Origin of the sequence: Thermomonas sp. LB-4, from assembly GCF_036409385.1 — a bacterium.
Classification (GTDB): domain Bacteria; phylum Pseudomonadota; class Gammaproteobacteria; order Xanthomonadales; family Xanthomonadaceae; genus Thermomonas.
The window spans coordinates 144,167-169,954 of sequence record NZ_JAXOFT010000003.1 but is presented as its reverse complement, the minus strand read 5'-3'; the positions used below and the strand labels follow the sequence as shown (position 1 = coordinate 169,954).

Annotated in this window: 27 protein-coding genes; 5 read left to right on the top strand and 22 right to left on the bottom strand. The window is 68.6% G+C overall.

Features of this window, described 5'->3' with window-relative positions; genetic code table 11:
* Position 1: 1 nt before the first annotated feature.
* The 4 genes from SPK54_RS04070 to SPK54_RS04055 all read right to left on the bottom strand — a co-directional run bounded on the left by SPK54_RS04070 (position 2) and on the right by SPK54_RS04055 (position 6,603).
* Positions 2-3,010 (bottom strand): TonB-dependent receptor, encoded by a 3,009-nt coding sequence (locus SPK54_RS04070; RefSeq protein ID WP_330946649.1) that lies wholly within the window; start codon positions 3,008-3,010, stop codon positions 2-4.
* Between the two features lie 78 nt (positions 3,011-3,088).
* On the bottom strand, positions 3,089-3,412 hold the full coding sequence (locus SPK54_RS04065) for a transposase (protein ID WP_330946648.1): 324 nt from the start codon (positions 3,410-3,412) through the stop codon (positions 3,089-3,091).
* A complete protein-coding gene (locus SPK54_RS04060) occupies positions 3,409-4,278 on the bottom strand; it encodes a helix-turn-helix transcriptional regulator (protein ID WP_330946647.1) in 870 nt (289 codons plus the stop codon). Before SPK54_RS04060 ends, SPK54_RS04065 begins: the two co-directional genes overlap by 4 nt.
* 135 nt (positions 4,279-4,413) lie before the next feature.
* A complete protein-coding gene (locus SPK54_RS04055; RefSeq protein WP_330946646.1) occupies positions 4,414-6,603 on the bottom strand; it encodes a winged helix-turn-helix domain-containing protein in 2,190 nt (729 codons plus the stop codon).
* A 156-nt stretch (positions 6,604-6,759) separates the two neighbouring features.
* Here SPK54_RS04055 and SPK54_RS04050 point away from each other — a divergent pair, with 156 nt between their 5' ends.
* On the top strand, positions 6,760-7,665 hold the full coding sequence (locus SPK54_RS04050; protein WP_330946645.1) for a DUF2785 domain-containing protein: 906 nt from the start codon (positions 6,760-6,762) through the stop codon (positions 7,663-7,665).
* 4 nt (positions 7,666-7,669) lie between these two features.
* Here SPK54_RS04050 and SPK54_RS04045 read toward each other — a convergent pair whose 3' ends face one another.
* The 11 genes from SPK54_RS04045 to SPK54_RS03995 form a co-directional block, all read right to left on the bottom strand.
* Positions 7,670-8,356 (bottom strand): potassium channel family protein, encoded by a 687-nt coding sequence (locus tag SPK54_RS04045; protein ID WP_330946644.1) that lies wholly within the window; start codon positions 8,354-8,356, stop codon positions 7,670-7,672.
* Positions 8,357-8,382: 26 nt separating this feature from the next.
* On the bottom strand, positions 8,383-8,964 hold the full coding sequence (locus SPK54_RS04040; protein WP_330946643.1) for a DUF4136 domain-containing protein: 582 nt from the start codon (positions 8,962-8,964) through the stop codon (positions 8,383-8,385).
* Positions 8,965-9,117: 153 nt separating this feature from the next.
* Positions 9,118-9,543, bottom strand: a complete 426-nt coding sequence (locus SPK54_RS04035; protein ID WP_330946642.1) for a F0F1 ATP synthase subunit epsilon — start codon at positions 9,541-9,543, stop codon at positions 9,118-9,120.
* A 90-nt stretch (positions 9,544-9,633) separates the two neighbouring features.
* On the bottom strand, positions 9,634-11,040 hold the full coding sequence (atpD, locus tag SPK54_RS04030) for a F0F1 ATP synthase subunit beta (RefSeq protein WP_330946641.1): 1,407 nt from the start codon (positions 11,038-11,040) through the stop codon (positions 9,634-9,636).
* A gap of 102 nt (positions 11,041-11,142) precedes the next feature.
* On the bottom strand, positions 11,143-12,006 hold the full coding sequence (gene atpG / locus SPK54_RS04025) for a F0F1 ATP synthase subunit gamma (RefSeq protein ID WP_190280198.1): 864 nt from the start codon (positions 12,004-12,006) through the stop codon (positions 11,143-11,145).
* A gap of 98 nt (positions 12,007-12,104) precedes the next feature.
* On the bottom strand, positions 12,105-13,655 hold the full coding sequence (gene atpA / locus SPK54_RS04020) for a F0F1 ATP synthase subunit alpha (protein ID WP_330946640.1): 1,551 nt from the start codon (positions 13,653-13,655) through the stop codon (positions 12,105-12,107).
* A gap of 46 nt (positions 13,656-13,701) precedes the next feature.
* Positions 13,702-14,229: a F0F1 ATP synthase subunit delta gene (locus SPK54_RS04015; protein ID WP_330946639.1), complete on the bottom strand. Its 528-nt coding sequence runs from the start codon at positions 14,227-14,229 to the stop codon at positions 13,702-13,704.
* Between the two features lie 10 nt (positions 14,230-14,239).
* Positions 14,240-14,710, bottom strand: coding sequence for a F0F1 ATP synthase subunit B (locus SPK54_RS04010; protein WP_330946638.1), 471 nt, complete (start codon positions 14,708-14,710; stop codon positions 14,240-14,242).
* 135 nt (positions 14,711-14,845) lie between these two features.
* Entirely contained in the window at positions 14,846-15,124 is a 279-nt protein-coding gene (atpE, locus tag SPK54_RS04005) for a F0F1 ATP synthase subunit C (RefSeq protein WP_028838711.1), read from the bottom strand.
* An 82-nt stretch (positions 15,125-15,206) separates the two neighbouring features.
* Positions 15,207-16,046 carry a F0F1 ATP synthase subunit A gene (atpB, locus tag SPK54_RS04000; RefSeq protein ID WP_330946768.1) on the bottom strand — a complete coding sequence of 280 codons (840 nt, stop codon included), beginning with the start codon at positions 16,044-16,046 and terminating at the stop codon, positions 15,207-15,209.
* Positions 16,047-16,057: 11 nt separating this feature from the next.
* Positions 16,058-16,453, bottom strand: coding sequence for an ATP synthase subunit I (locus SPK54_RS03995; RefSeq protein WP_330946637.1), 396 nt, complete (start codon positions 16,451-16,453; stop codon positions 16,058-16,060).
* Between the two features lie 357 nt (positions 16,454-16,810).
* Between SPK54_RS03995 and SPK54_RS03990 the strand changes: the two genes are divergently transcribed.
* Positions 16,811-17,026 carry a DUF2061 domain-containing protein gene (locus SPK54_RS03990; protein WP_330946636.1) on the top strand — a complete coding sequence of 72 codons (216 nt, stop codon included), beginning with the start codon at positions 16,811-16,813 and terminating at the stop codon, positions 17,024-17,026.
* Positions 17,027-17,088: 62 nt separating this feature from the next.
* Here SPK54_RS03990 and lpdA read toward each other — a convergent pair whose 3' ends face one another.
* The 3 genes from lpdA to SPK54_RS03975 form a co-directional block, all read right to left on the bottom strand.
* A complete protein-coding gene (gene lpdA, locus SPK54_RS03985; protein WP_330946635.1) occupies positions 17,089-18,876 on the bottom strand; it encodes a dihydrolipoyl dehydrogenase in 1,788 nt (595 codons plus the stop codon).
* Between the two features lie 11 nt (positions 18,877-18,887).
* Positions 18,888-20,294, bottom strand: a complete 1,407-nt coding sequence (locus SPK54_RS03980; RefSeq protein WP_330946634.1) for a dihydrolipoyllysine-residue acetyltransferase — start codon at positions 20,292-20,294, stop codon at positions 18,888-18,890.
* 172 nt (positions 20,295-20,466) lie between these two features.
* The gene (locus SPK54_RS03975; RefSeq protein ID WP_330946767.1) at positions 20,467-21,309 is read right to left on the bottom strand and encodes a DMT family transporter; all 843 of its coding nucleotides are present in this window, start codon (positions 21,307-21,309) and stop codon (positions 20,467-20,469) included.
* A gap of 102 nt (positions 21,310-21,411) precedes the next feature.
* On the opposite strand from SPK54_RS03975, the gene SPK54_RS03970 reads away from it, so the two are divergent.
* Together SPK54_RS03970 and SPK54_RS03965 are read left to right on the top strand one after the other, a co-directional pair.
* Positions 21,412-21,894, top strand: a complete 483-nt coding sequence (locus SPK54_RS03970; RefSeq protein WP_330946633.1) for a YajQ family cyclic di-GMP-binding protein — start codon at positions 21,412-21,414, stop codon at positions 21,892-21,894.
* 34 nt (positions 21,895-21,928) lie between these two features.
* Positions 21,929-22,510, top strand: coding sequence for a DUF1415 domain-containing protein (locus tag SPK54_RS03965; protein WP_330946632.1), 582 nt, complete (start codon positions 21,929-21,931; stop codon positions 22,508-22,510).
* 22 nt (positions 22,511-22,532) lie between these two features.
* On the opposite strand, the gene SPK54_RS03960 is transcribed toward SPK54_RS03965, so the two are convergent.
* From SPK54_RS03960 to SPK54_RS03945, 4 genes are read right to left on the bottom strand one after another with little or no spacing between them, the layout of a single operon-like run.
* A complete protein-coding gene (locus SPK54_RS03960) occupies positions 22,533-23,234 on the bottom strand; it encodes a pseudouridine synthase (protein ID WP_330946631.1) in 702 nt (233 codons plus the stop codon).
* Positions 23,231-24,292, bottom strand: coding sequence for a methyltransferase (locus SPK54_RS03955; RefSeq protein WP_330946630.1), 1,062 nt, complete (start codon positions 24,290-24,292; stop codon positions 23,231-23,233). Before SPK54_RS03955 ends, SPK54_RS03960 begins: the two co-directional genes overlap by 4 nt.
* Before the next feature lie 21 nt (positions 24,293-24,313).
* On the bottom strand, positions 24,314-24,733 hold the full coding sequence (locus tag SPK54_RS03950) for a hypothetical protein (protein ID WP_330946629.1): 420 nt from the start codon (positions 24,731-24,733) through the stop codon (positions 24,314-24,316).
* On the bottom strand, positions 24,730-25,296 hold the full coding sequence (locus SPK54_RS03945) for a sigma-70 family RNA polymerase sigma factor (protein WP_330946628.1): 567 nt from the start codon (positions 25,294-25,296) through the stop codon (positions 24,730-24,732). Before SPK54_RS03945 ends, SPK54_RS03950 begins: the two co-directional genes overlap by 4 nt.
* A gap of 129 nt (positions 25,297-25,425) precedes the next feature.
* Here SPK54_RS03945 and SPK54_RS03940 point away from each other — a divergent pair, with 129 nt between their 5' ends.
* Positions 25,426-25,752, top strand: coding sequence for a hypothetical protein (locus SPK54_RS03940; RefSeq protein WP_330946627.1), 327 nt, complete (start codon positions 25,426-25,428; stop codon positions 25,750-25,752).
* Positions 25,753-25,788 lie beyond the last annotated feature (36 nt).

Below are 25,788 nucleotides of genomic sequence, written 5' to 3'. Positions count from 1 at the left end.
CTCAGAAGTCGTACTGCACCGAGAACGTCACCGCGCGCGGCGCGACGAAGCCGCGCGGATGCAGGTAGGTCGAGAGCGGCGCGCCGGCGGTGCCGTCATCGCGCACGTCCTGCACGCGGTAATGGTCCTTGCTGTCCAGCACGTTGCGCACGGCCATGCTCATCTTCAGGCCTTCCGCCCAGGCCGGGTCATAGGTCAGGCGCAGGTCGAACTCGTGCGCCCAGCCAACCCGGCCAGCCGTGCCGCGCGGCTTCAGGTAGGACTGGTAATTGCCGCCGCCGGTGCCCGGATGGTAATAGCCGCAGTAGAACGACTCCGCGCCATAGTCACCCGCAGTCGGATTGGGCCCGCTGTCCGGGTACACGCCGAAGCAGTTGTACGGACGCCCGCTCTGGATCAGCAGGTTCGCGCCCAGCGTCCATTCCTCGGCCAGCTTGTACGCACCGAACACCTTCAGGCTGTGGCGGCGGTCGTTCGGCAGGTAGCCGTAGCTGCCGTCCATCAGACCGGGGAAATCGAACGACGAGGTGATGCCGGCATCGTCCTGGCCGTTGTCGGAGCGCACGTAGCCCTCGGTGTTGCCGATGCTCTTGGCCCAGGTGTAGGACGCCTGCAGCGACCACTTGTCGTCCCACGAGCGCTCCGCGAACACTTCCAGCGCGGTGTACTTGCGCTTGGCCAGCGGGAAGCCCAGCGCCGACGCCGGCACGTCCACGCGCACCAGTTGGCCATCGCCCTTCAGGTCGGCGTTGATCGACAGGTCCTTGCCCGGGTTGGTGAGGAAGCAATGATCGATGGCGTCGCGGATCGCCTGCGCCTCGCCCGGCGTGAAGCCGTTCGCCGCCGCCCACGCCTGCGCGCCGGCACCGTCGCACACGTCGTCCATGCCCGACTTCAGGCTGCGGTGGATGCCACGCACGCCCAGCGACCATTTTTCGCCCAGCGCCATTTGCATGCCCACGATGTACTCGTCCTGGTACATCGGGGTCAGTTCGTTGTCCACCACGCCCTTCGGATCGGGCACCCCGCCCTCACTGTTGTGGAAGCGATCCCCCAGCTTGGTGCCGAGCGTCGGCGCACCGGTAGCCGGATCGATCCCGCTGAAGGTGTAGTACTCGATGTAATCGAGTTCGGAGCCGGCCAGGCGGACGTTGGTGTTCGCATAGACCGGGATGTAATAGCGGCCCGCGTTGCCGAACACCTTCAGGCTGGAATCACCACGCACGTTCCAGGAAAAGCCCAGCCGCGGTGCCCAGGTGTTCTTCACGTCGATGAAGGCACCACCCAGCGAGTTGAGGTTGGTGAACGACTCGTTGCGGATGCCGACATAGGCAAGGAAGTTGTCGGTGACGCTCCAGTTGTCCTCGAGGTACCAGGCACTGTTCTTGGTCACGAAATTGCCGCCGTTCTCGAAATAGCGCAGGCGCACGATCTCGGTGACGCCGCCCGGCACGATTGCGCCGTTACCGGGCAACGCCTGGCCGGGCAGCACGTTGGAATAGCGCCAGAACACGCCGCCGGGCGTCTCCGGCTCGTGGCTGGTGCCGGAGTACACGTTGCCGTCCACCGTCGAGAACTCCTCGCGGTCCACGCCGAAGCGCACCAGGTGGTCGCCCAGCGCCCACTCGCCGTCGAAGCGCCAGGCCTTACGCACGTCGCCGGCATTGGGGTCGCTCACGATACCGCCGCCGATCCAGCAACCGGCCACGCCCAGCGGCCCGACCGTGGCGGAGGTGCGCGCATCGATCACGATCGGGCAGTCCACGGAATTGGTGTCGGTGGCCGCGCGCGAATACTCACCGCGCCCGTACAGCGCCGAGAGCGTGAGGTTGTCGGTCATGTAGCCGGTCCAGCGCAGGACGTGGTTCTCGCCACCGGTCTTCGCATAGCCGCGGCCGTTCTCGGTGCCGCCACCCAGGCCGAGGTCACCGGCCGCGCGCTGGTAGTTCACCGTGTTGGTTTCCAGCGTGTCGCGGAACGTGGTGAACTCCAGGCTGTGGTTGTCGCTGATCTGCCAGTCCAGTTTCACCAGGCCCTGCGGCGAATCCTCCCGGACCTTGCCGCTGCCGCCTTCGAAGATCTGGTCGGCGTCGTTCTTCTGGCCCTGGTACAGGGCGAACACGAACAGCCTGTCCTTCACCAGCGGGCCGCTGGCATACAGGTTGTAGCGCAGCGCGTCCTGCGTGCCGCCTTCCTCGACGGTATAGCTGCCGTCGCGCTGCGGGTCGTAGGCGAAGCGCGCACCGCTGGCCAGCGATCCCGGGCTCCAGTAGACGTTGCCGCCGAACTTCCAGTCGTTGGTGCCGCGCTTGGTGATCATGTTGATCACGCCGCCCAGCGAGCGCCCGAACTCGGCGCCATAGCCGCCGGTCTTGACCTGCTGCTCCTGCAACGCCTCGAACGGAATCTCGCTGAAGGCCAGGCCCTTGACGATGTTGGTGACATTGAAGCCGTTGACGTAATAGACGTTCTCGGCCACCGACGCGCCACCGAACGAGGCCAGGTTGCCGAAGCGGCCGTCGCCGCGCACCGTGCCCGGCGCCAGCAGCGCCACGCTGGTGGCGTCGCGCCCCACCGGCAGGCGGTCGATCTGCGCCTCGGTCATGATTGTGGTGGATTCGACCGAAGACACGTCGATGGGATTCACCGCGCCGCTGCCGACCACGGTCACCGCGTCCAGCGTAGTGGCATCGCCACTGGTGGCGAAGTCGACGCTGCTCGCGGTGCCGACGTTGACGGTCACGCCGCGCACCGCGCCGCCGTTGCGGCTCAGCTGGTACTGCCCGGTCGGCAACTGGGCGAAGCGATAGCTGCCGTCCGCGCCCACCGTGATCGTGCGGCTGAAGCCGGTCGCCGGATTGCTGATGGTGATGGTGTCGCCAGACGCGGCGCGGCCGGTCACCGCGCCGGAGGTATTGGTCTGCGCCTGCGCGCCGGCGGCGAAGCACAGGGCCACGGCGAGGGCGAGCGCCTTGCGATGGCAGCGATTGGAACGGCGGATGCTTTTCACTTCGGTTCTCCAGCGTGATGGTGGTGGTGAACCCGATGCCGCATTGATGCGGCTTCAGGATTTTTTAACGATTCGATGCTAGGTGCGCGGCATGTCCGGCTGCTTTGCCGGAATTGGCGGATTGCGCGACGGCGCGGCTGCCGCATCCGCATGCCGCAGCCAGGCAACGAGGCTTCCGGTATCACGCTGCGAATCGACGGCCGGACGCGACGCACGCGGCAGCATTCCAGCGGAGCGCGCGTGCTCGCGGCGGGCGAACTGCCGGTAGCGGCGCACCCAGAAGAACAGCGAGCCTTCGCTGACCCCCAGCGCGCAAGCCACGTCGCAAACGCGGAAGCCGTCCTCCACCACCCGGCGCACCGCCTCGACCTTGCAGGCGGCGGAATAGCGGAACCGGCTCATCGCCCGCCCCGCATGCAAGCCGGGGACGCCACGCATGCGCGCTTCCGTGGCGCGGCATCGCCACCCCGAGCATGGCGCAGGCGGTATTCGGAGGCACTCATCCCGAAGCGCGCGCGAAACGCGCGCGCGAAGCTGCACGGATTGTCGAAGCCGCAGGCCGCCGACACCTCCGTCACCGGCAGGCAGGTGGTCGCCAGCAGCCGGTGCGCGTGCTCCAGCCGCATCCGCACGGAAAACTGCAGCGGCCCGATGTCGTACAGGGCCTGGAACACCTTGCTGAAATACCACGGCGAAAAATGGATGCGCCGGGCCAGTTCACCGATGCGCAGGCCGCCGTCCATCCGGCCTTCCAGGCACAGCCGCGCGCGCTGCATGCGCACCATCACCTGCCGCCTGCGCCGGTCCGAATGCCCCGGGCAACGATCGATGCGACCGATGAGGTCCGCCTGCAGGTCGGCGAGGAACTCCAGCAACGCGCCACCGCCCACGCCGCTGCCCGGATGATCGTCCTCGAAGGCACCGTTCGCCCGCCAGGACCGGAACGCATGGCCGCGCGCACGTGCAGGCATCCGGCCGCGCGCCGGAAACAGCAGCATCCCGCCCCACCGACGCTTCAGGTCCGGATCGAGATCAGCGCCAAGCAGCAGGGTGCCGGCGCGCCCCAGGGCATGCGGCGCCGAATCGCCGTCGAGCGCGATCCAGTCGCCCGGCCCGAGCAGGAAATCACCCTCCTTCGCCCGCACTTCCACCTGGCCGCGCAGCACCAGCCAGAACACGGCCGCATGCGCGGATGCCGCCAGCGCCCGCGCGCCGGCAACCACCGTGAGATGCAGCCGGCCGGCAGTCGGCGCGGCGCGCGCCGGCACCGGCCCAATGAATGGGGAAATGGAAGACACGGCCGGCTCCTGTCGAAGGCTCGGCCGCCATCACTGCGCCGGCACTACCCGGCGGTCAGGAAATCCCGGCGAAAGTCACCCGAAATTTTTCCGAATGCTTTTGAATCAACGCGTTGCAGCACCAGCCGCCGCCAACGCATCGAGATCCATCAGGCCGATGTCGCTGTTCTCCAGCCCCGTCGTCATGCTCGCGTAGAGCCATTTGCCATCGCCGGACGCCATCAGCGCCAGCGATGGCACCCCGCGCCGCTCCCGGTCGAGGCAGCCGGGATCGGCCGGCCCGCCCTCGCCCAGCCAGTGCCAGTTCGCCAGGCACGCCGGCGCGGCCGTGCGCAGGGCAAACGGCCGGCCGTCCAGCACGCCCCAGCGACGCAACCAATAGCCAGCCGGCTGGCGCGGGTCCACCTGCACCGGCGCACGCAGCTCCAGCCCGGTTCGCCACAGCCCCGGCTGCCCGCTGCGGACGAAGTACAGGTTCCCGCTGTCGCGGTCGAAGCGCGCTTCGCCCACGTCGTCCAGCACCGCAACCACCTGCGATGGCGAAGACGACGCCACGATCCACAGCGACAGCCGCCCCGCGCCGCGATCCACCACCAGCAGCAGGCGGCCGTCCGGCAGGTATTGCGCGAAATACGGCGTCGCGTCCGCGATCGCCAGCACCCGCGCGCGGCCGCTGGCGACATCGATCTCGTGCAACTGCGGCCGATGCCCACCACCGGCAACAGCGGCTTCGCCGATCACCAGCAGCCGGCGTCCATCGTCCGACCATTGCGGCGGATGCCGCGCCACCGGCGTGATGCCTTCGATCATGCGCAATTGGCCGGGCTGTCCCGGCGCGCCGAGCCATAACCGCACTTCACGGCTGCGGTCGGACAGGAACGCCAGCAGCGTCCCGTCCGGCGAAGGCGACGGCAGCATGTCATCCCCGGTCGAGGGGAACAGCGCTTCCGGATTGGCGTCCGTGCGCAGCGGCAACGGGTAACGGAACATCGCGGTGTGCGCATCGTCGACGGCGAACACCATCACGCCACGCCGCGCCGCAACGTCCAGGCTCCTGGCAGGGAACCGGCCCAGTGCCCGGGTGCGGCCGCTGGCCAGGTCGTGCCGGAACAGCAGCGACGGATTGCCGTGGAAGCCCAGCAACAGCGTCTGCCCATCCGGCGTCCAGGCCCAACCGGTGATGTTGCCCTGCAGCCGGGTCAGCCGCGTCGGCGCGCCTCCCGCCGCCGGCATCACCCACAGATCCGAATGGCTCAGGCCGCGACGGAACGCCAGCCGCGTGCCGTCCGGCGAGAAATGCGGATCGAAATCCGCTTCGCCGGCCCCGACCGGATACCGCATCGGCTGCCATTGCCCGCTGTCCAGCCGCAGCACCGACAGCGGCGCAGGGCCCCCGCCCTCCAGCTTCAACCCGGCGACGATGCCGCTGCCGTCGGGCAGCCAGTCGTAGCGGCCGTTGAGGCGATCGCAGCGCCCGACCGCGCGGGTGGCACCACCGCTGGCCGGCATCAGCAACAGCTCACAGCCACCCGCTTCGTCGATGCGGGCAAACATCAGCTGGCGCCCGTCCGGCGACCAGCGCGGGAGATGATCGGAATGATCGGCAGGAGGCGTCGTCAGCTGACGCGGCGGCGTGGGCTGCGTCGCCTGCAGGAAAATCGCCGGCGCGCCATCGGACTCGGCGGGCGGCATCGCGTACGCCACCAGCGCGCCATCCGGCGACAGCGCGGGTTGGGTTTCCGGGCCCGGGCGCGCAGTCAGCAGGGTGTAGGGCAAATCGACCGGCAGCGCGGCGTCACTTCGCGGCGGCGACACGGGCGATGGCTTGCGCCAATGCAGCATGCCCCACGTCGCCGCAATCACCGCCAACACAACCAGCATGACAAATAGCCACGGGCGTCGGCGGGCAGCAGGCAACATCGGCGCGCCAACGGCATCCGACTGCCATTCGACCTTGGCCAGTAACCGATAGCCGGCCTTCGGAATGGTTTCCACGTAGGCCGGCGCATCGCGATCGTCACCCAGTGCCTTGCGCAGCAGGGTGACCGCCTGCGTCACCACGTCGTCGGTCGGCAGGGTGCCCGCCCACACGGAGTCCAGCAGCGCCTCGCGGCTCACCACCTGCCCCGAGCGCTCGGCCAACAGCAGCAGCACCGCCATCGATTTCACGGTAATCCGCGTCTTGGTGCCATCTGCGCGCACGACCTCACGCAGCGAGACATCGACCACGCACTCTCCGACCCGCAGGCGGTTCACCGGCGGCGCGTCGGTCGGGTTCGGACGGGATGGCGGCATGTGGTCGCGTGCAGGCCACTGGGAGCCGCATCATACGTGCGGCCCTCGCCATGCACGCAAGTACGCGCGGCCCGGCCATTCCGACAAATCGGGACAATCCCTGCATCGCCGCGCCGGCATACGCTGCGCATCTCCTCCCAATCCACCGGCTTCGCCATGCCCATTCGCCGCACCTGCCTGCATGCCGTCTTCGCCCTCGTGCTCGCCGGGCTGGTCGCAATCCCGGCACAGGCACATTGCATCTTGTCCACCGAGGCCCAGGCTTCACTCGATCGATGGAAAGCCAGCGGCTTCACCATCGACCACGATGCCGAACGCCACGTGCGCGCGCTTGCGCTGGCCGACTGCCTGGGCGAGGGCGACGCATTCCTGCGCGATGGCATCGCCTTCGAGGCGCTCTCCACCTGGATGCGCGGCAACCGCCTGGGCGACGCCACGCTGCGCACGCTGGAACGGAAACTCTCGGCACACCTCGATGGCGAAGACGCCAGCGGCTTCCGCAAGCCGTTCGCGGCGCTGGTGCTGTCGGAAGTGGCTCGCACCGATCGCGTCCGCCCGTGGATGACGCCGGGGCAGCGCGCACGCATGGCGGATGCCGCCGCCGCCTACCTGCGGTCGGTGCGCGACTATCGCGGCTATGCCGATGGCGAGGGCTGGCGACACGGCGTTGCCCACGGCGCCGACTGGGCCATGCAACTGGCCTTGAACAAGGCGCTGCAGCCGGCGCAAACCATGGCGTTGCTGGCCGCCGTGGGTGCGCAATCAATGCCTGCCGACAACCGCGGCTACGCCTTCGGCGAGCCGACCCGGCTCGCGCGCGCAGCCACCTACCTGATTGCGCGCGGCGATCTTGACCGGGCAGCGGTTTCGGCATGGCTGGACGGCCTGGCCACCGCCCTCGGCCCACGCCCGGAAACCGACCCGCAGGCAGCGTGGTGGACCCGCCGCACCAACCTCGAGAACTTCCTCAACGCACTGGCAAGCGCCACCGCAGGCAGCGACCATCCCATCCTCTCAGCATTGACCGCCGACATCCGCAAGCTCCAGGCCGGCCTTCCCTGACGCCTCAGCCGCGCACTTCATCCCGGACGATGCTCAACCCGATCAGCCGCGACACCACGGTGGCGATGTAGCCCACCCCGGCGAACTGCTCCAGCATGGTCAGCACCTTCGCTTGCGCGGTCACCGGCAGCGTATCGCCCAGCCCGGTCGCGGACAGGTTGCTGAAGCTGTAGAACAGCAGGTCGAGCCAGCGACGTTGCCGCTCCGGCTCGATGCCGGTGAAGCTGCCCGGATACCAAGCTTGGCAGGCGAGGTAGGCGTAGCCGAATCCCCAGGCCAGCAGGGTGAAGGTCGCGCCCGCGGCGAACAGTTCGTCGGAGGTGACCTTGTGGTCGCGGAGCATGTACGCGATCAAGCCGCCCGCGGCATAGAAGTACAGGGCCGCTTCCAGCGACGCGGAGATCGGCAGCAACGACGGGTAGTCGAACAACACCCCAAGCACCGTCAGCGCCATCGCCGGAAGCGCCAGCAGCCAGCCGATCCAGTTGATCAGCGGGCTGCGCATCACCACCCAGAGCGCCAGCGGAACCACCACCAGCGCGCCGGCACCGAACAGCAGGCGCCCGCCGCTGCCGTCGTCCACCAGCGGATAGGCCAGCAGGCTGAGCAGCTGGGCCGCCAGCAGGAACGCGGACGGATGGCGCCGGGCGACCACCTGCCAGCGTCGCGCCCGCCACGAACCGGCCGCCACCGCTTCCGCCCCCGCCGGCCCGCCGCTTACGGCGTGGCCCGGTGGGGATACTTGGCAAAGATCGCCGCGATGGCGCGATCCAGTTCGGCCATGCGTTTTTCCGGGGGCATCTTCTTGCCGGGCACCGGAGCGCTGGCTGCGGCGGTCCACACCATGCGGTTGCGCTTGCCGTCGACAAGATCGACGGTAAGCGTCCCCTCGCGGTAACGGCTCACCTGGGTTTGGTCGTACCACACCGGCACGGCAACGTAGCTGCGGTGGCGATAGCTGTAGAACCACTGCACGTCGCTGCGCGGCATGCTCCAGACGGCGGTCTTGTCCTCCACCACGCCCTGGAAATTGACCAGCAGGTCGGCGCCTTCGGCGGCGTAACGATAGCCGCGCGATTCCATTTCCCGGCGCACGTCCTCGCGGATGCGCTCGGAGATCCAGCTGGAGTAGCCGGACTGCTCCATCGCGATCGGCTGGTAGAACCCCCAGGTGCGGTACTGGGCGAAATCCGCGGTCGGATCGGAGTCGGTGCGCACCATCGGGCCGGTCGCGCAGGCGGACAGCCCCAGCGTGGCAGCGGCCAGCAGGGCGCAGGCGAGGATCCGGATGGAACGCATGGTGGCTCTCCTGACAAGGCGTCTGTGGCGATCATCGCACCGCCATGGATACGACGCATGAACGACGATGGCCCGCTATCCTGCCAAGCGCCGCGCAAAAGCAAAAGCCCCGCATCGCGGGGCTTTGCATTCGACGACCGGCAAGCCGGATGATCAGTGGCGCAGGTTCTTGCGCAGGCGCTCCAGCGCCTGCAGCTGCGCGGTGACTTCGGCCAGGCGCTGCTGCGCCTCGGCGATCTCCATCGCCTCGCCGCGACGGGCGATGATGCGCTCGGCCTCTTCCTTGGCGGCGCGCACCGCGGCTTCGTCGATCTCGTCGGCGCGAACCGCGGTGTCGGCCAGCACGGTCACCACGGTCGGCTGCACTTCCAGCATGCCGCCGGAAATCGCGAAGTCGAGCTTCTCACCGCCCGGCAGGGTCACGACGACCTTGCCCGGCTTCAGGCGGGTGATCAGCGGCGCGTGCTTGGGCGCGATGCCCAGCTCGCCCAGCTCGCCGGTGGCGACGACCAGTTCGGCTTCGCCGTGGAAGATCTCGGCTTCGGCGCTGACGATGTCGCAACGGATGGTGGATGCCATGTCTTTCGATTCCATGTGGCGGGCCGGGGCCCGCCGTGGGTGTGCCGCATCGGCGGGCCGACGGCCCGCCCTACCTCATGCCGCGCCTGCTCAGGCGGCGATCTTCTTGGCCTTCTCGACCGCTTCCTCGATCGAGCCGACCATGTAGAACGCCTGCTCCGGCAGGTGGTCGTAGTCGCCGTCGACGATGCCCTTGAAGCCGCGGATGGTTTCCTTCAGCGGCACGTACTTGCCCGGCGAGCCGGTGAACACTTCCGCCACGTGGAACGGCTGGCTGAAGAAGCGCTCGATCTTGCGCGCGCGGGCCACGGCCTGCTTGTCCTCTTCGGAGAGCTCGTCCATGCCCAGGATCGCGATGATGTCCTTCAGCTCCTTGTACTTCTGGAGCGTGGACTGCACGCGGCGCGCGGTCTCGTAGTGCTCGTTGCCGATCACGTTCGGGTCCAGCTGGCGCGAGGTCGAATCGAGCGGGTCCACCGCCGGGTAGATGCCCAGCGAGGCGATGTTGCGCGACAGCACGACGGTGGCGTCGAGGTGGGCGAAGGTGGTCGCCGGCGACGGGTCGGTCAGGTCGTCCGCGGGCACGTACACGGCCTGGATCGAGGTGATCGAACCGGTCTTGGTGGAGGTGATGCGCTCCTGCAGGACGCCCATTTCCTCGGCTAGGGTCGGCTGGTAGCCCACCGCCGAGGGCATGCGGCCCAGCAGCGCCGACACTTCGGTACCGGCCAGCGTGTAGCGGTAGATGTTGTCCACGAACAGCAGCACGTCGCGGCCTTCGTCGCGGAAGTACTCGGCCATGGTCAGGCCGGTCAGCGCCACGCGCAGGCGGTTGCCCGGCGGCTCGTTCATCTGGCCGTAGACCATCGCCACCTTGGACTTGGCGTGCTCCTGCACGTTGACGACGCCCGACTCCTGCATCTCGTGGTAGAAGTCGTTGCCCTCGCGGGTGCGCTCGCCCACGCCGGCGAACACGGACAGGCCGCTGTGCTCGGTGGCGATGTTGTTGATGAGCTCCATCATGTTGACGGTCTTGCCCACGCCGGCGCCGCCGAACAGGCCGACCTTGCCGCCCTTGGCGAACGGGCACATCAGGTCGATCACCTTGATGCCGGTTTCCAGCAGCTCGGTGGTCGAGGCCTGGTCTTCGTACGACGGCGCGGCGCGGTGGATTTCCCAGGTGGTGTCGGCGGCGACCGGACCGGCCTCGTCGATCGGGTTGCCCAGCACGTCCATGATGCGGCCCAGCGTGCCGATGCCGACCGGCACCGAGATCGCGCGGCCGGTGTTCTCGGCAATCAGGTTGCGCTTCAGGCCGTCGGTCGAGCCGAGCGCGATGGTGCGCACCACGCCGTCGCCCAGCTGCTGCTGCACTTCCAGCGTGATGGCGGTGTTCTGCACCTTCAGCGCGTCGTACACCCTCGGCACGCTCTCGCGCGGGAATTCGACGTCGACGACCGCGCCGATGATCTGTACGACCTTGCCCTGGTTGCTCATGGTTGTTTCCTCAAGACTCTCTAATGCTGCTTTTGTAGGAGCGGCGTCCGCCGCGATCAGTTCCCGGTCGCGGCTGGTGCCGCTCCTACAGGAATGTTTGGGTCAGACCGCCGCGGCGCCGCCGACGATCTCGGAAATTTCCTGGGTGATCGCCGCCTGACGCGCCTTGTTGTAGACGAGGTTCAGGGTGTCGATCAGCTTGCTGGCGTTGTCGCTTGCCGCCTTCATCGCGACCATGCGCGCGGCATGCTCGGAAGCCACGTTCTCCATCACCGCCTGGTACACCAGCGACTCGATGTAGCGGGTCAGCACGTGTTCCAGCACGGACTCCGCGTCCGGCTCGTAGATGTAATCCCACTCGTGCTTGGCCATCTGCGTTTCCGCCGGCGGCAGCGGCAGCAGCTGGTCGAAGGTGGCCTTCTGCGTCATGGTGTTGACGAAGTCGTTGTAGGCCAGGAACACCTTGTCGACCTTGCCGTCGGTGTACGCGTCCAGCATCACCTTGATCACGCCGATCAGCTGCTCCAGCTTCGGCGCATCGCCGAGGTGGGTGACCGAGGCCAGCATGCCGACCTTGATGCGGCGGAAGAACACCGACGCCTTCTGGCCGATGGTGACCACGTCGACTTCGATGCCCTGCTCCTGCAGCGCGCGGAACTCGACCAGCAGCTTGCGGAACATGTTGTTGTTCAGGCCGCCGGCCAGGCCGCGGTCGGACGACACCACCACGTAGCCGACGCGCTTCACGTCGGCGCGCTGGACGAGGTAGGGATGGCGGTAGTCGGTGTTGGCCTGCGCCAGGTGGCCGATCAACTGCTTCATCGCGCGCGCGTACGGGCGCGACGCCTTCATCCGGTCCTGTGCCTTGCGGATCTTGGAGGCCGAGACCATTTCAAGCGCGCGCGTCACCTTGCGGGTGTTCTGCACGCTCTTGATCTTGGTTTTGATTTCGCGTCCGCCTGCCATCTCTCTTCTCTTTGCCGTCATTCCCGCGAAGGCGGGAATCCAGCGTTTTGATGTTCCACGTCCATGGACTCCCGCTTTCGCGGGAGTGACGGAATGTCTTACCAGCTGCCGGTCGTCTTGAACTCTTCGATGCCCTTCTTGAACGCGGCTTCGATGTCGTCGTTCCAGTTGCCGGTGGCATCGATCTGCGCGACCAGTTCGCCGGCGGTGTTGGCGAAGTGCGCCTGCAGGCCCTCCTCGAACGCCAGCACCTTGTTCACCGGCACGTCGTCCAGGTAGCCCTTGTCGACCGCGTAGATCGACAGCGCCTGCTGCGCGACCGACATCGGCGCGTACTGCTTCTGCTTCATCAGCTCGGTGACGCGCTGGCCGCGCTCCAGCTGCTTGCGGGTGGCGTCGTCCAGGTCGGAGGCGAACTGCGCGAACGCCGCCAGCTCGCGGTACTGCGCCAGCGCGATGCGGATGCCGCCCGACAGCTTCTTCATGATCTTGGTCTGCGCCGCGCCGCCCACGCGCGACACCGAGATGCCGGCGTTCACGGCCGGGCGGATGCCGGCGTTGAACAGGTCGGTCTCGAGGAAGATCTGGCCGTCGGTGATCGAGATCACGTTGGTCGGCACGAACGCCGACACGTCGCCGGCCTGGGTCTCGATGATCGGCAGCGCGGTCAGCGAGCCGGTCTTGCCCTTCACCTCGCCGTTGGTGAACTTCTCGACGTAGTCCTCGGACACGCGCGCGGCGCGCTCCAGCAGGCGGCTGTGCAGGTAGAACACGTCGCCCGGGTAGGCTTCGCGGCCCGGCGGGCGGCGCAGCAGCAGCGAGATCTGGCGGTAGGCCACGGCCTGCTTGGACAGGTCGTCGTACACGATCAGCGCGTCTTCGCCGCGGTCGCGGAAATACTCGCCCATCGCGCAGCCCGAGTAGGCGCTGATGTACTGCATCGCGGCCGATTCGGAAGCCGAGGCGGCGACGACGGTGGTGTAGGCCATCGCGCCGAACTCCTCGAGCTTGCGCACGATGTTGGCGATGGTGCTGTTCTTCTGGCCGATCGCCACGTACACGCAGCGGATGCCGGAGTTCTTCTGGTTGATGATCGCGTCGATCGCCAGCGCGGTCTTGCCGGTCTGGCGGTCGCCGATGACCAGCTCGCGCTGGCCGCGGCCGATCGGGATCATGCTGTCGACCGACTTGTAGCCGGTCTGCACCGGCTGGTCGACCGACTTGCGCCAGATCACGCCCGGCGCGATGGTTTCCACCGGCGAATGGGTCTTGGCGTCGATCGGGCCCTTGCCGTCGATCGGCTCGCCCAGCGCGTTGACCACGCGGCCCAGCAGCTCGGGACCGGTCGGGACCGACAGGATCTGGCCGGTGGTCTTGGCCACGTCGCCTTCGCGCAGGTGCTCGTAGTCGCCCAGCACCACCGCGCCCACCGAGTCGCGCTCCAGGTTCAGCGCCAGCGCGGTGGTGTTGCCCGGCAGTTCGATCATTTCGCCCTGCATCACGTCGGCCAAGCCGTGGATGCGCACGATGCCGTCGGACACCGAGGTCACGGTGCCTTCGTTGCGGGCTTCGGCGGCGAGCGCGACCTTCTCGATGCGGGTCTTGATCAGTTCGCTGATTTCGGACGGGTTGAGCGTGGTGGTGGCCATCTTGGTTTCCTTGGTGCCGGCGTTGCCGCCCGCGTATGCAAATGAATTAGTTCGACAGCGCCGACTGCAGGCGCGTGAGCTTGCCCCGGATCGAGCCGTCGATCACGACGTCGCCGGCATCGATCAGCGCACCGCCGATCAGGCTTTCGTCGATCGCCGTCTCGACCTCGACCTCGCGGCCAAAGCGCTTGCGCAGCGCTGCCTTGATCGTTTCCAGCTCGCCGTCGCCCAGCGTCGCCGCGGAGGTGACCTTCGCGCGCACCACGCGCTCGGCTTCGAAGCGCAGCTCGTCGAACAGGCCGGCGATCTCCGGCAGCAGCGGCAGCCGGCGGTTGTCGAACAGCAGGCCGAGCAGGTTGCGGAACGCGTCCTGCGCACCGTCCGGTGCCAGCAGCGCGACCACGTCGGCGCGGGTCAGCTTCGGGTTGTCCAGCAGCACGGCTGCCTGCGGCTCGGCGGCGGCGCGGGCGGCGAAGCCGAGCGCATCCGACCAGGCAGGCAGCGCACCGGCCTCGCGCGCCACCGCGAAGGCGGCGCGGGCGTAGGGGCGGGCAAGGGTCAGGGCCTGGCTCATCGTCCGGGCCTCAGAGCTGCGCGGCCAGTTCGTCGATCAGCGCCTTCTGGTCGTTGGCGTTGATCTCGCGCTTGAGCAGCTTCTCGGCGCCGCTGACGGCGAGCAGGGATACCTGCTTGCGCAGCTCTTCCTTGGCGCGGTTGGCGGCGGCCTCGATCTCGGCCTCGGCCAGCGCCTTCTGGCGCGCGCCTTCGGCGATCGCATCGGCCTTGGCCGCGTCGATCAAGGCGTTGGCGCGCTGGTGGGCCTGCTCGATGATCTCGTTGGCCTTGGCGCGGGCGGTCTTCAGTTCGTCGGCGACCTTGGCGTCGGCCTGCGCGAGGTTCTTCTGCGCATTGTCGGCGGCGGCCAGGCCTTCGGCGATCTTCTGCTGGCGCTCCTCGATCGCCTTGATCAGCGGCGGCCAGATGAACTTGACGGAGAACCAGATGAGGATCGCGAAGCTGATCATCTGGCCCAGCAGGGTGATATTCGGATTCATGTCGTGACCTGACGTTTCAGAAGACCCGGCGCTGCGGGGCTTTCTTCAAGGCTGCGCCGCGGCGACATGCCGCGGCGCGATGTTGCCGGCGCGCGCCGCCCCGAGGCAGCGCGCGCCTTCATCCACGCGACGCGATCAGGCGCCGGCGGCAGCCTGCACGGCGGCCAGCAGCGGGTTGGCGAACGCGAACATCATCGCCACGCCCACGCCGATCAGGAACGCCGCGTCGATCAGGCCGGCGAGCAGGAACATGCGGCCCTGCAGCATCGGCACCAGCTCCGGCTGGCGGGCGGCGGATTCGAGGAACTTGCTGCCCATGATGCCGATGCCGAGGGCGGCGGCGAGGGCACCCAGGCCGACGATGATGCCGATGGCGATGGCGGTGTAGGCCTGGACTTGGGCGATGAATTCCATGGTGGATCTCCAGTTGCGGTGCTTGCGGTGAATTGAAGGTGGAACGACGGAAGGTGGAGCGGAACCGGGGTACAGCGATGGATCAGTGGTGCTCGTGCGCCATCGCCAGGTAGACGACGGTCAACACCATGAAGATGTAGGCCTGCAGCAGGATGATCAGGATGTGGAAGATCGCCCACATCGACTGGAACACGATGCCCGGCAGGAAGGTGAACCACGACACGAACAGGCCGGCGATCAGCATGAACACCAGCTCGCCCGCGTACATGTTGCCGAACAACCGCATGCCCAGGCTGACCGGCTTGGACAGGTACTCGACCACGTTGAGGAACAGGTTCGGAAGCGCCAGCACGATCTTGGCGAAGGTGCCCTCGGCGTGGAACGGCGCGGTGAACAGCTCCTTGGTGAAACCGCCGGCGCCCTTGGCCTTGATCGAGTAGAAGATGATCAGCAGCAGGACGGTGAGCGACAGCCCGAAGGTAGTGTTGATGTCGGCAGTGGGCACCCAGCGGAAGTAGGTGTGGTGCGCCACTTCTTCGCCGGCCACGGCCTGCACGGCCGCTCCCGGGATGTCCAGCGGCAGCAGGTCCATCGCGTTCATGAAGACCACCCAGACGAAGATGGTCAGCGCCAGCGGCGCGATGAAGCGGCGGTCTCCGTGGAAGGTGTTCTTCACCTCGGAGTCAACGAACTCGACCACCAGCTCGACGAAGGCCTGCCCCTTCGACGGCACGCCAGCGGTCGCCTTGCGGGCATACCACCACAGCCAGAAGCTGGCCAACAGGCCCAGCGCAAGCGCCACCACCCACGAGTCCATATGGACCGTGCCGAACGAGAACTGCTTGGTGTTGTGGGTCAGGTGGTGGACGATGTAGCCGGTCAAACCGCCGCCGGTATCGCCGCCCTCTGGGGCCAGGCCCATTGCTTCCAGGATCACGCGTTCGTCCTCGTCGTACTGCGCTGCGCCACGAATCTCATCGAAACCACGAAAGCCGCCGCGGCCATCGCCGCCCCGGCCAGTACCGGCACCGCCGGCAATCTCCACACCGCCATCGCCAGATACAGCCCGACGACCACGACCAGCCACTTCACCGCGGTGCCCAGCAGCAGGCGCCCCAGCGCCACGCCGGCACCTGCCACCCCACCACCGAAAGCACCCCAGGCCGCCAGCAGGCTGCCCAGCGCCATCGCGCCACCACCCGCGAGAGCTGCGAGCGCGGCGCGCGGACCGCTGATATAGCAGGCCGCCGCTGTCGCCAGCGTGGCGATGGCCTGGAAGACCACCACCCGCAGCGCCAGCCGCCAGCCCGCGTTGACGGAATTGAGCACGCGGACGTTTCCTGCAAAATCAGCCGGTATCGGCACGGGATCGGAGGGCGGTTGCGAAAACCGTCCTGCGAAGCCGCCGAATTATAGCAGGCGCTCTTTTTCAGCGGCAACCGCCGGAAGCCGTGCGGGTCCTCCGCGGAACTTCCGGGCGTCGGCACTGTCACAACCTGCAGCGTCCGCAAATTCCTCGTCAGATCCCGTGCGGACGCCCCAAGCCCCGGCCCCATCCCCGGCCGGGGCTTTCTTTCCCCGTGCGGGACGCGTGCCGGGACCGATGGATGCGATCGCAATCTTCGACTGGACGAGGGCGCATCGCTGGATCAATAATGAGAATTATTCTCATTAATGAGGCCGACCATGCGCAAGACCTTGAGCTTTGCGGCCCTGCACTTCCTGGTGGCGTTCTCGGTGGGCTGGCTGATGACCGGCAGCTGGCTGGTCGGCGGCGCGCTGGCGCTGGTGGAGCCGGCCTGCAACACCGTGGTGTTCCATTTCCACGAAAAGGTGTGGAAGCGGATCGAGGCGCGCCGCGCCCGCGACGACCTACCACCCCAGGACGCCTTCACCGCCTGAAACGACAACGGCGCGGATCTGAGCCCGCGCCGTTGTCGATGCTGCAGGACGGATGGGGCCGGCTATTTCTTCTTCGGGATGTACAGGTCGGTGATGCTGCCGTCGTAGACCTCGGCCGCCATGCCCACCGATTCGCCCAGCGTGGGGTGCGGGTGGATGGTGTGGCCGATGTCGTGCACCTCGCAGCCCATCTCAATGGCCAGCGCGATCTCCGAGATCAGCTCGCCCGCGTGGACGCCGACGATGCCGCCGCCGATCACGCGGTGGGTGTCTTCGTCGAACAGTAGCTTGGTGAAGCCCTCCGTGCGCGACAGGCCGATGGCACGACCCGAGGCCGCCCACGGGAACTTGCCCACGCCGACCTTGATGCCCTTGGCCTTCGCTTCGGTCTCGGTGACGCCCACCCACGCGATTTCCGGGTCGGTATAGGCCACCGACGGGATCACCCGCGCCACCCATTCCTTCTTTTCGCCGGCGGCCACTTCCGCAGCCAGCTTGCCTTCGTGCGTGGCCTTGTGGGCCAGCATCGGCTGGCCGACCAGATCACCGATGGCGAAGATGTGCGGCACGTTGGTGCGCATCTGCGCATCGACCGGGATCAACCCGCGCTCGCCGACACGCACGCCAGCCTTGTCTGCATCCAGCTTCGCACCGTTGGCGCTGCGCCCCACCGCCACCAGCACGCGGTCGAACAGCTTGGCTTCGGGGATGGACTCGCCCTCGAACGTGCAGGCGATCCCGTTCTTCTGCGCTTTCGCCTCGACCACCTTGGTCTTGAGGTGGATGGCAACGCCCTGCTTCTTGAGGCGGTCGGCCAGCGGCTTGACCAGGTCCGCGTCCGCGCCGGGGATCAACTGCGGCATGAACTCGACCACGGTCACGTCCGCACCCAGCGCGCGATACACCGTGGCCATCTCCAGCCCGATGATGCCGCCGCCGACGACCAGCAGCTTCTTCGGCACCTCGGCGAGGTTGAGCGCATCGGTGGAATCCATGATCCGCGCGTCATTCCACGGGAACGACGGCAGCTTCACCGGCTGCGAACCCGCGGCGATGATGCAGTGGCCGAAGCGCAGCAGCTGGGTGGTGCCGTCCGCCGCGGCGATCTCCAGCTCGTTCGCCGAGACGAACTTCGCCACGCCCTGCACCGTTCGCACCTTGCGCTGCTTGGCCATGCCGGCCAGGCCCTTGGTGAGCTGGCCGACGACCTTGTCCTTGTATTCGCGCAGCTTGTCGATGCTGATCTTGGGCTTGCCGAAATCCACGCCGTAGTCGCTGGCGTGCGCGGCCTGCTCGATCACGTCGGCGGCATGCAGCAGCGCCTTCGACGGGATGCAGCCGACGTTGAGGCAGACGCCGCCGAGCGTGGCGTAACGCTCGACCAGCACGGTGTCGAGGCCGAGGTCGGCGCTGCGGAACGCGGCGGTGTAGCCGCCCGGGCCGGCGCCGATCACCACCATCGCGCACTCGATGTCGGCCTTGCGGCCGGACGATGTGGCGGCTTGCGGTGCAGGCGTTGCCGGCTCCGCCTTCGCAACTGGCGCCGGCGCCGGTGCCGGCGCCTCGGCCTTCGCTGGCGCGGGCGCGGGCGGTTTCGGCGCGCTTTCGCCCGCCGCGCCCTCGATGACCGCAATCACGCTGCCTTCCGACACGGTATCGCCCAGCTTCACCTTCAGCGCCTTGATGACGCCGTCGGCGGCCGCGGGCACCTCCATGGTGGCCTTGTCGGACTCCAGCGTGACCAGGCCCTGGTCCTTCTTCACGGTGTCGCCCACCGCGACCAGGATCTCGATCACCGGCACTTCGCCGTGGCCGCCGATGTCGGGCACTTTCGATTCGATGTCCGCCATGTCGGTCTCCTTCAGAGCATGGCCCGACGCAGGTCGGCCAGCAGCTGTCCCAGGTAGGTGGTGAAGCGGGCGGCGGCGGCGCCGTCGATCACCCGGTGGTCGTAGCTCAGCGACAGCGGCAGCATCAGCCGCGGCTTGAACTTCTCTCCGTTCCAGACCGGCTTCATCTCCGATTTGGACACGCCGAGGATGGCCACTTCCGGCGCGTTGATGATCGGCGTGAACGCGGTGCCACCGATGCCGCCCAGCGAGCTGATGGTGAAGCAGCCGCCCTGCATCTGCTCCGGCTTGAGCTTGCCGTCGCGCGCCAGCGCCGCCAGCTCTCCCATTTCCTTCGCGATCTGGGCCACGCCCTTCTGGTCGGCATCGCGCAGCACCGGCACCACCAGCCCATTCGGGGTATCGGCGGCGAAGCCGATGTGGAAGTACTGCTTGAGGACAAGGTTGTCGCCGTCCAGCGAGGCGTTGAAGGTCGGGAACTTCTGCAGCGCCGCCACGCAGGCCTTGATCAGGAAGGCGAGCATCGTGAGCTTGCCGGCCTTGCCGGCGGCGATGGCCTTGGCGTTCTCCTCGTTCAGCGCAACGCGCAGCGCCTCCAGCTCGGTGATGTCGGCATCGTCGTGCTGGGTGACGTGCGGGATCATCGCCCAGTTGCGCGCGAGGTTGGCGCCGGAAATCTTCTGGATGCGCGAGAGCGGCCTGGTTTCGATGGCGCCGAACTTGGCGAAGTCCACCTTCGGCCACGGGATGAGGTTGAGCCCGCTGCCACCGCCTGCGGCCGCCACCGGCGCGACTCCGCCGCCGGCCAGCGCAGACTTCACGAATTTCTGCACGTCCTCCTTCGAGATGCGGCCGCCGCGCTCGCTACCGGCCACCTGGTCGAGATCCACGCCCAGCTCGCGCGCGAACAGGCGCACCGCCGGGCTGGCATAAGGCACCTTGGCCGGCAGCACCGCATCGGCCTCGAAGCGCATCGGCGGAATGCCGGGCTGGCCGGGCTCCGCCACCGGGGCCAGGGCCGGCACCGGCGCACCGCTCTCCACCGCGGCCGGCGCCTGCGCGACGGATTGCTGGGCCAGCCGATCGGGCACCGGCGCCACCGCGGTCGGCTCGACTTTGGCGCCGGTTTCCGCGCTGGCCACCGGCGGGGCGGGCACCGGCTCGGCGTGCGCCGCATCGTCGCTCTCGATCACTGCCACCACCGTGCCCTCGGACACGGCGTCGCCCAGCTTCACCTTGACCTCTTTGACCACTCCAGCGAACGGCGATGGCACCTCCATGGTCGCCTTGTCGGACTCCAGCGTGACCAGACCCTGGTCCTTGGCCACGGTGTCGCCGGGCTTGACCAGCAGTTCGATGACCGGCACGTCACCGTGCCCGCCGATATCAGGGACGCGCGCTTCCTTCAGCTCGGCCATGGCCGGAACTCCGCTCGTGGGGAAAGACGCCATGGGAACATATCGCCGCGCCCGCCACAAATCGCAGCGCAGCAATTCTCTAAATTTATCCGGGTATTTTTTAGAAAATCCCCAACTGCGTGCGAACAATGGGATGCACCCGCCAAAACCACGGGTTTCACCCCCGGCAGAATCACGGATGTTCGGCCTCCGCGTGCACCCGCTCGCGCCGCAGCAGGTACAGCCCGCTGGCCACGATGATGCCGGCACCGGCCCAGGTCATGCCATCCGGCAGCACGCCCCAGAGCAGCAGGTCGAGGCCCACGCCCCAGACCAGCGCGGTGTATTCCAGCGGCGCGATCAGCGAGGCCTCGCCGACCCGGAACGCTTCCGTGATCGCATACTGGCCCAGCGCGCCGGCCACGCCGATCGCAGCCACGATCCAGACATGCTCGCGGCGCAGCGCCACCCAGTCGGGCAGCGCCAACGCGCCCGCCCCCAGCGCCAGCAGCGCCAGCAGCCAGAACGTGATGGCCTGGGTGCTGTCGGTGCGGGCCAGCACCCGCACGGTGATCGCCGACACCGCATAGCCGGTGGCCGCCACCAGCACCGCCAGCCCGGCCACGGTCAGCATGCCCTGCCCGGTCGGCCGCAGCACCACCAGCACGCCGAGCAGGCCGATGGCGATCGCCGTCCAGCGCCGCGGCCCGACCCGTTCGCCGAGAAACGGCACAGAGAGCGCGGTGATCAGCAGCGGCGCGACGAAGACGATCGAATAGGCCGTGGACAATGGCAGCGTCTTCAGCGCGTACACGAAGCTCGCCATCATCGCGATGCCCAGCGCGCCGCGCAGCAGGTGCAGCGGCCAGCGTACCCGCAGCAGCGCGCGCGGACCGGCGGTGGCCAGCGCCCAGGCCAGCACCAGCGGCAGCGACGAGGCGCCGCGCAGCGCCGCCACCTGGAACGGCGGGTAGTGGGCGGACAGCGTCTTCAGCCCGGCATCCATCAGCGAGAACAGCGCCACCGAGGCCAGCATCAGCCAGAGGGCGCGACCGGGACGCGGGTCCGGCAGGGCGGGTTTGGTCGGCATCCGCCCAGCATGCGGTAACCTGCCCGCCCCGTCACCGTTCCGAATGCCATGCCTTCCTTCGACATCGTCTCCGAAGTGGATACCCACGAACTCACCAACGCGGTGGACCAGGCCAGCCGCGAGCTGACCACCCGGTTCGACTTCAAGGGCGTGGACGCGAAGTTCGCGCTCGACGACAACGTCATCAGCCAGTCCGCGCCCAGCGATTTCCAGCTGCAGCAGATGACCGACATCCTGCGCGCGCGGCTGATCGCGCGGAAGATCGACGTGCGCTGCCTGGAGTTCGGCGACATCGAGACCAACCTGGCCGGCGCGCGCCAGAAGGTCACGGTCAAGCAGGGCATCGAGCGCGAGCTGGCCAAGAAGATCCAGGGCGCACTCAAGGACGCCAAGCTGAAGGTCGATTCGCAGATCAACGGCGACAAACTGCGCGTCACCGGCAAGAAGCGCGACGACCTGCAGGCGGCGATGGCGCTGCTGCGCGCGCAGGAGTTCGAGCTGCCGCTGCAGTTCGACAACTTCCGCGATTGATGCACGCACCCGCCGATCCACCGGGACCCAACGCATGACCCACGACCGCACCGACGCAACCGGCTTCGACCCCGAGGCCATCGCAGCCGACGTCCGCCGCTGGCTGGAGCGCGCGGTGATCGGGCTGAACCTGTGCCCGTTCGCCAAGGCCGTGTACGTGAAACAGCAGGTGCGGATCGTGGTCAGCGACGCCAGCACCGAACGCGCCCTGCTGGAGCAGCTGGGCGAGGAGCTGGCGCTGCTGCGCGACACCCCGGCGGAAGACATCGACACCACCCTGCTGGTGCATCCGCAGGTGCTGGGCGACTTCCTGGACTACAACGATTTCCTGGACGACGCCGACGGCCTGGTGGAGGCGATGGACCTGGATGGCGTACTGCAGGTCGCCAGCTTCCACCCCGACTACCGCTTCGCCGACACCACGCCGGACGACCCCGGCAACCTGACCAACCGCGCGCCGTGGCCGATCCTGCACCTGCTGCGCGAGGACAGCATCGACCGCGCGGTGGCCGCCTACCCGGACCCCGACGGGATCATCGAGCGCAACATCGAAACGATGCGGGAACTGGGCGCCGACGGTTTCCACAAGCTGCTCTCCGACGCGCCAGCGCACTGAGACGCGAAGCCGCCGGCGGCGGTCAGCCCGCGAACAGCCGCGCCCGATCGTCCTCGCCCAGCATCCGCCATTCGCCCCCGGGCAGCCCGTCCAGCGCCAGCCCGCCGATGCGCTCGCGGTGCAACGCGACCACGTGGTTGCCGGCAGCGGCGAACATCCGCCGCACCTGGTGGTAGCGGCCCTCGTGCAGGGTCAGCCGCGCGCTGCGCGCGCCCAGCACCTCGAGTTCCGCCGGCAGCAGCGGCGCCTTCTCGCCCTCCAGCAGCAGCGTGCCGCTGGCGAACAGCGCCGCCTCGTCGCCGCGCAGGTCCTCGGCCAGCGTGGCCACGTAGACCTTGGGCAGCTTCGCCTTCGGCGAGATGATCCGGTGCAGCAGCTGGCCGTCGTCGGTCAGAAGCAGCAGGCCGGAGGTGTCGCGGTCCAGCCGGCCGACGGTGGACAGCACCGGCTGGCGCAGGCGGAAACGCGGCGGCAGCAGGTCGTAGACGAGGCGGCCGGCATCCCTGGTCGAACAGGTGTAGCCGGTGGGCTTGTGAAGCACCAGCAGCAGGCCCGGCGCGGGATCCAGCGGCTGCCCGTCCACCCGCACGTCGTCGTGGTCCAGCGGATCGTCCGCGTACAGCACCTCGCCCGCGGCGTTGGTGATGCGGCCCTCGCGGAACAGCCACTGGACCTCCTTCCGGCTGCCGTAGCCCAGGTTGGCCAGGTGCTTGACCAGCTTCATGCCTTTACCGCGCGGACGATCTTGAAGCCGCCCTGCTGGGCAACGGCATCCACCTGGCCGAAGCCGGCCCCCAGCGCCTCCTCGTACGGCAGGTGGCGGTTGGCGACCAGCCACAGCTGGCCGCCGGGGCGCAGCGCCCGCGCCGCCGCCGCGATGAAGGCGCGACCGAGGTCGGGGCGCTCGCCGCGGCCCAGCGCATGGAACGGCGGGTTGCAGACGATGGCATCGAAACGCCCCTCGACCCCGGCCGCCACGTCGTGCCAATGGCAGCGCACCGGCACGCCGCGGGCCTGCGCGGGTGCGGCGAGGTTGGCCTCGGCCAGCGCCAGCGCGCGCGCATCCGCCTCGAACAGGTCCAGCGACGCCACCTTCGGGCAGCGCGCCAGCAACTCCTGCGACAGGTAGCCCCAGCCGGCGCCGAAGTCGGCGATGCGGCCCGACAGGTCGGCGGGCAGCGCCGCCGCCAGCATCGCCGAAGCGGCATCCACGCGGTCCCAGGCGAACACGCCGGGGCGGGTGCGGAAGCTGCCGCCGGGCACCTCGGCGGAGGACTGCGTGCGCGGCGCATCGGCCTGCGCCCACTGCGCCTGCAGCGCGGCGTCAGCCGTGGCGGCGGCCGTCGTCCAGAACACCCGGCAGTGGTATTTGCTGGCAGTGGTGAGCACGCCCGCCAACTGCTTCAGGTCAGTCTCGCGGGATTTGGCGCCCTCGTCGTTGGCCACCGCGGCCACCACCATGCCGCCGGGCGCCACCGCGGCGCAGGCCCTGGCCAGCAGCGCGCGGGCCTCCTCGCGCTGGCGCGGCGGCAGCACCAGCACCAGCGGGAACGCCGCCGCCGGCAGCGCATCCTCATCCAGCAGGTCCACGCCAAGCCGCTGCAGGCGTTCGGCCTCGGGCTTGAACGGCTGGGTCCCCACCACGCCGCGCCAACCGCGGGCGTGCAGCGCCGCGCCCTCGCGCGCGCGCAGGAACAGGCAGCGCTCGGGCCAGCGCAGCAGGCCGGCGTCGAAGGGATACAGCAGGGCGTCGAGGGCAGGATCACGGTGCGCGGCAGGCATCCGCGCAGTGTAGCGGGTGGGTCAAGCCACCGCGGACCGCCCCACGCGTCGACGCAGCAGGCCCAGGCCACCGTTGGCCAGCAGGCACAGCGCCGCCGTCGCGCACCAGCCCAGCGCCTCGCGCCCGCCCGGCAGGACCTGCACCAGGTCTGCGGCCCAGCCGCGGCCGAACCACGCCACCACCGCCGCGGCGGACAGCGCGAACACCACGCCCAACACGCGCAGCAAGCAGGCTTCCAGGTCGAGGCCTGCGGCGGCGTCCGCGCGGGCCCGCGCCGCGACCCGGGCGGCGAAATCCGGCGGCAACGCCATCGGCGGCGCCTGCCGCAGCGCGCGGGCGACGCGCAGGTCCAGCGGATCGGCCTCCGCTTCGCCGCGGCGCGCCTGTTCCTGCGCGTGCCAGCGGGCGTCGTCGACGGCGGTGGGATCGTGGGGCTTCATGCGGCAACTCCGATGCGCGGCGCGAGCAGCGCGCGCAGTTTATTCCGGCTGCGGAACAGGTGGCTCTTGATGGTGCCTTCGGCCAGTCCGGTGATGGTGGCGATCTCGCCGATCGGCAGCTCGTCCAGGTGATACAGGGTGAGGATCGTGCGCTGCAGCGGCGGCAGCCGTTCGATCGCCGCATGCAGATGGCGCGCCTCCTCGGCCTGGAGGTGCGACTGCTGGAGGTCCTCGTCGTCGCCCAGGTTGTCGAGCAGCGACTGGCCGTCCTCATCGCCCGCGGGCTCGGCCAGCCGGATGCGCTTGCGCTCGAGGTGGCGCTTGGCGACCGAATAGGCGACCTGCCCGATCCACGACTTCAGCGGACTGTCGAAGCGGTACTGGTGCAGGTAGCGGTGCACCCGCAGGAATGCTTCCTGGCACAGCTCGCGGGTGTCCTCGGGATGGCGCACCATGCGCTGTATCACGTGCCAGCACAGGCCCTGGTAATCGCGCACGAGCTGTTCGAACGCGCCGGGGCGGTCCGCGAGCACGGCGTCGACAAGGGCGCGATCGGTGTCCATGCTGCATGGGATACGTCGGAGGCGGCCCCGGTTGCAACGGATTTCTTCCCCCGGGCCTGCAACCGGCCGCGCCGCGCCCGTATCCCTTTGCCCGAACGGCCATCCCGGCCCGACCCACGAGGCATCCCCATGAACTTCGAACTGCTCATCCCCGTCACCCTGTTCGTCTGCATCGCCTACGCCATCAAGGTGGTGGTCGACGCCCGCGTGCGCAAGCAACTGGTGTCCAGCAACGGCTCGCCCGAGCTGGTCGCCAGCATCCTGCGCGCCGACGAAACCAACCGCCGGCTGTCGTCCCTGCGCTGGGGCATCACCCTGGTCATGCTGGCGCTGGGTTTCGGCATCGTCGAGGCGGCCGGCTGGCAGGAGGTCACCCCGGGCGTGATCGCGGTGCTGGTGGGCGCAGTGGGGCTGGGCAACCTGGCCTCGTTCGCCGCCGCGCGCAAGCTCGGCTGAACGGCCGGTGGCGGGTATGCTGTCGGCCCCTTTCCA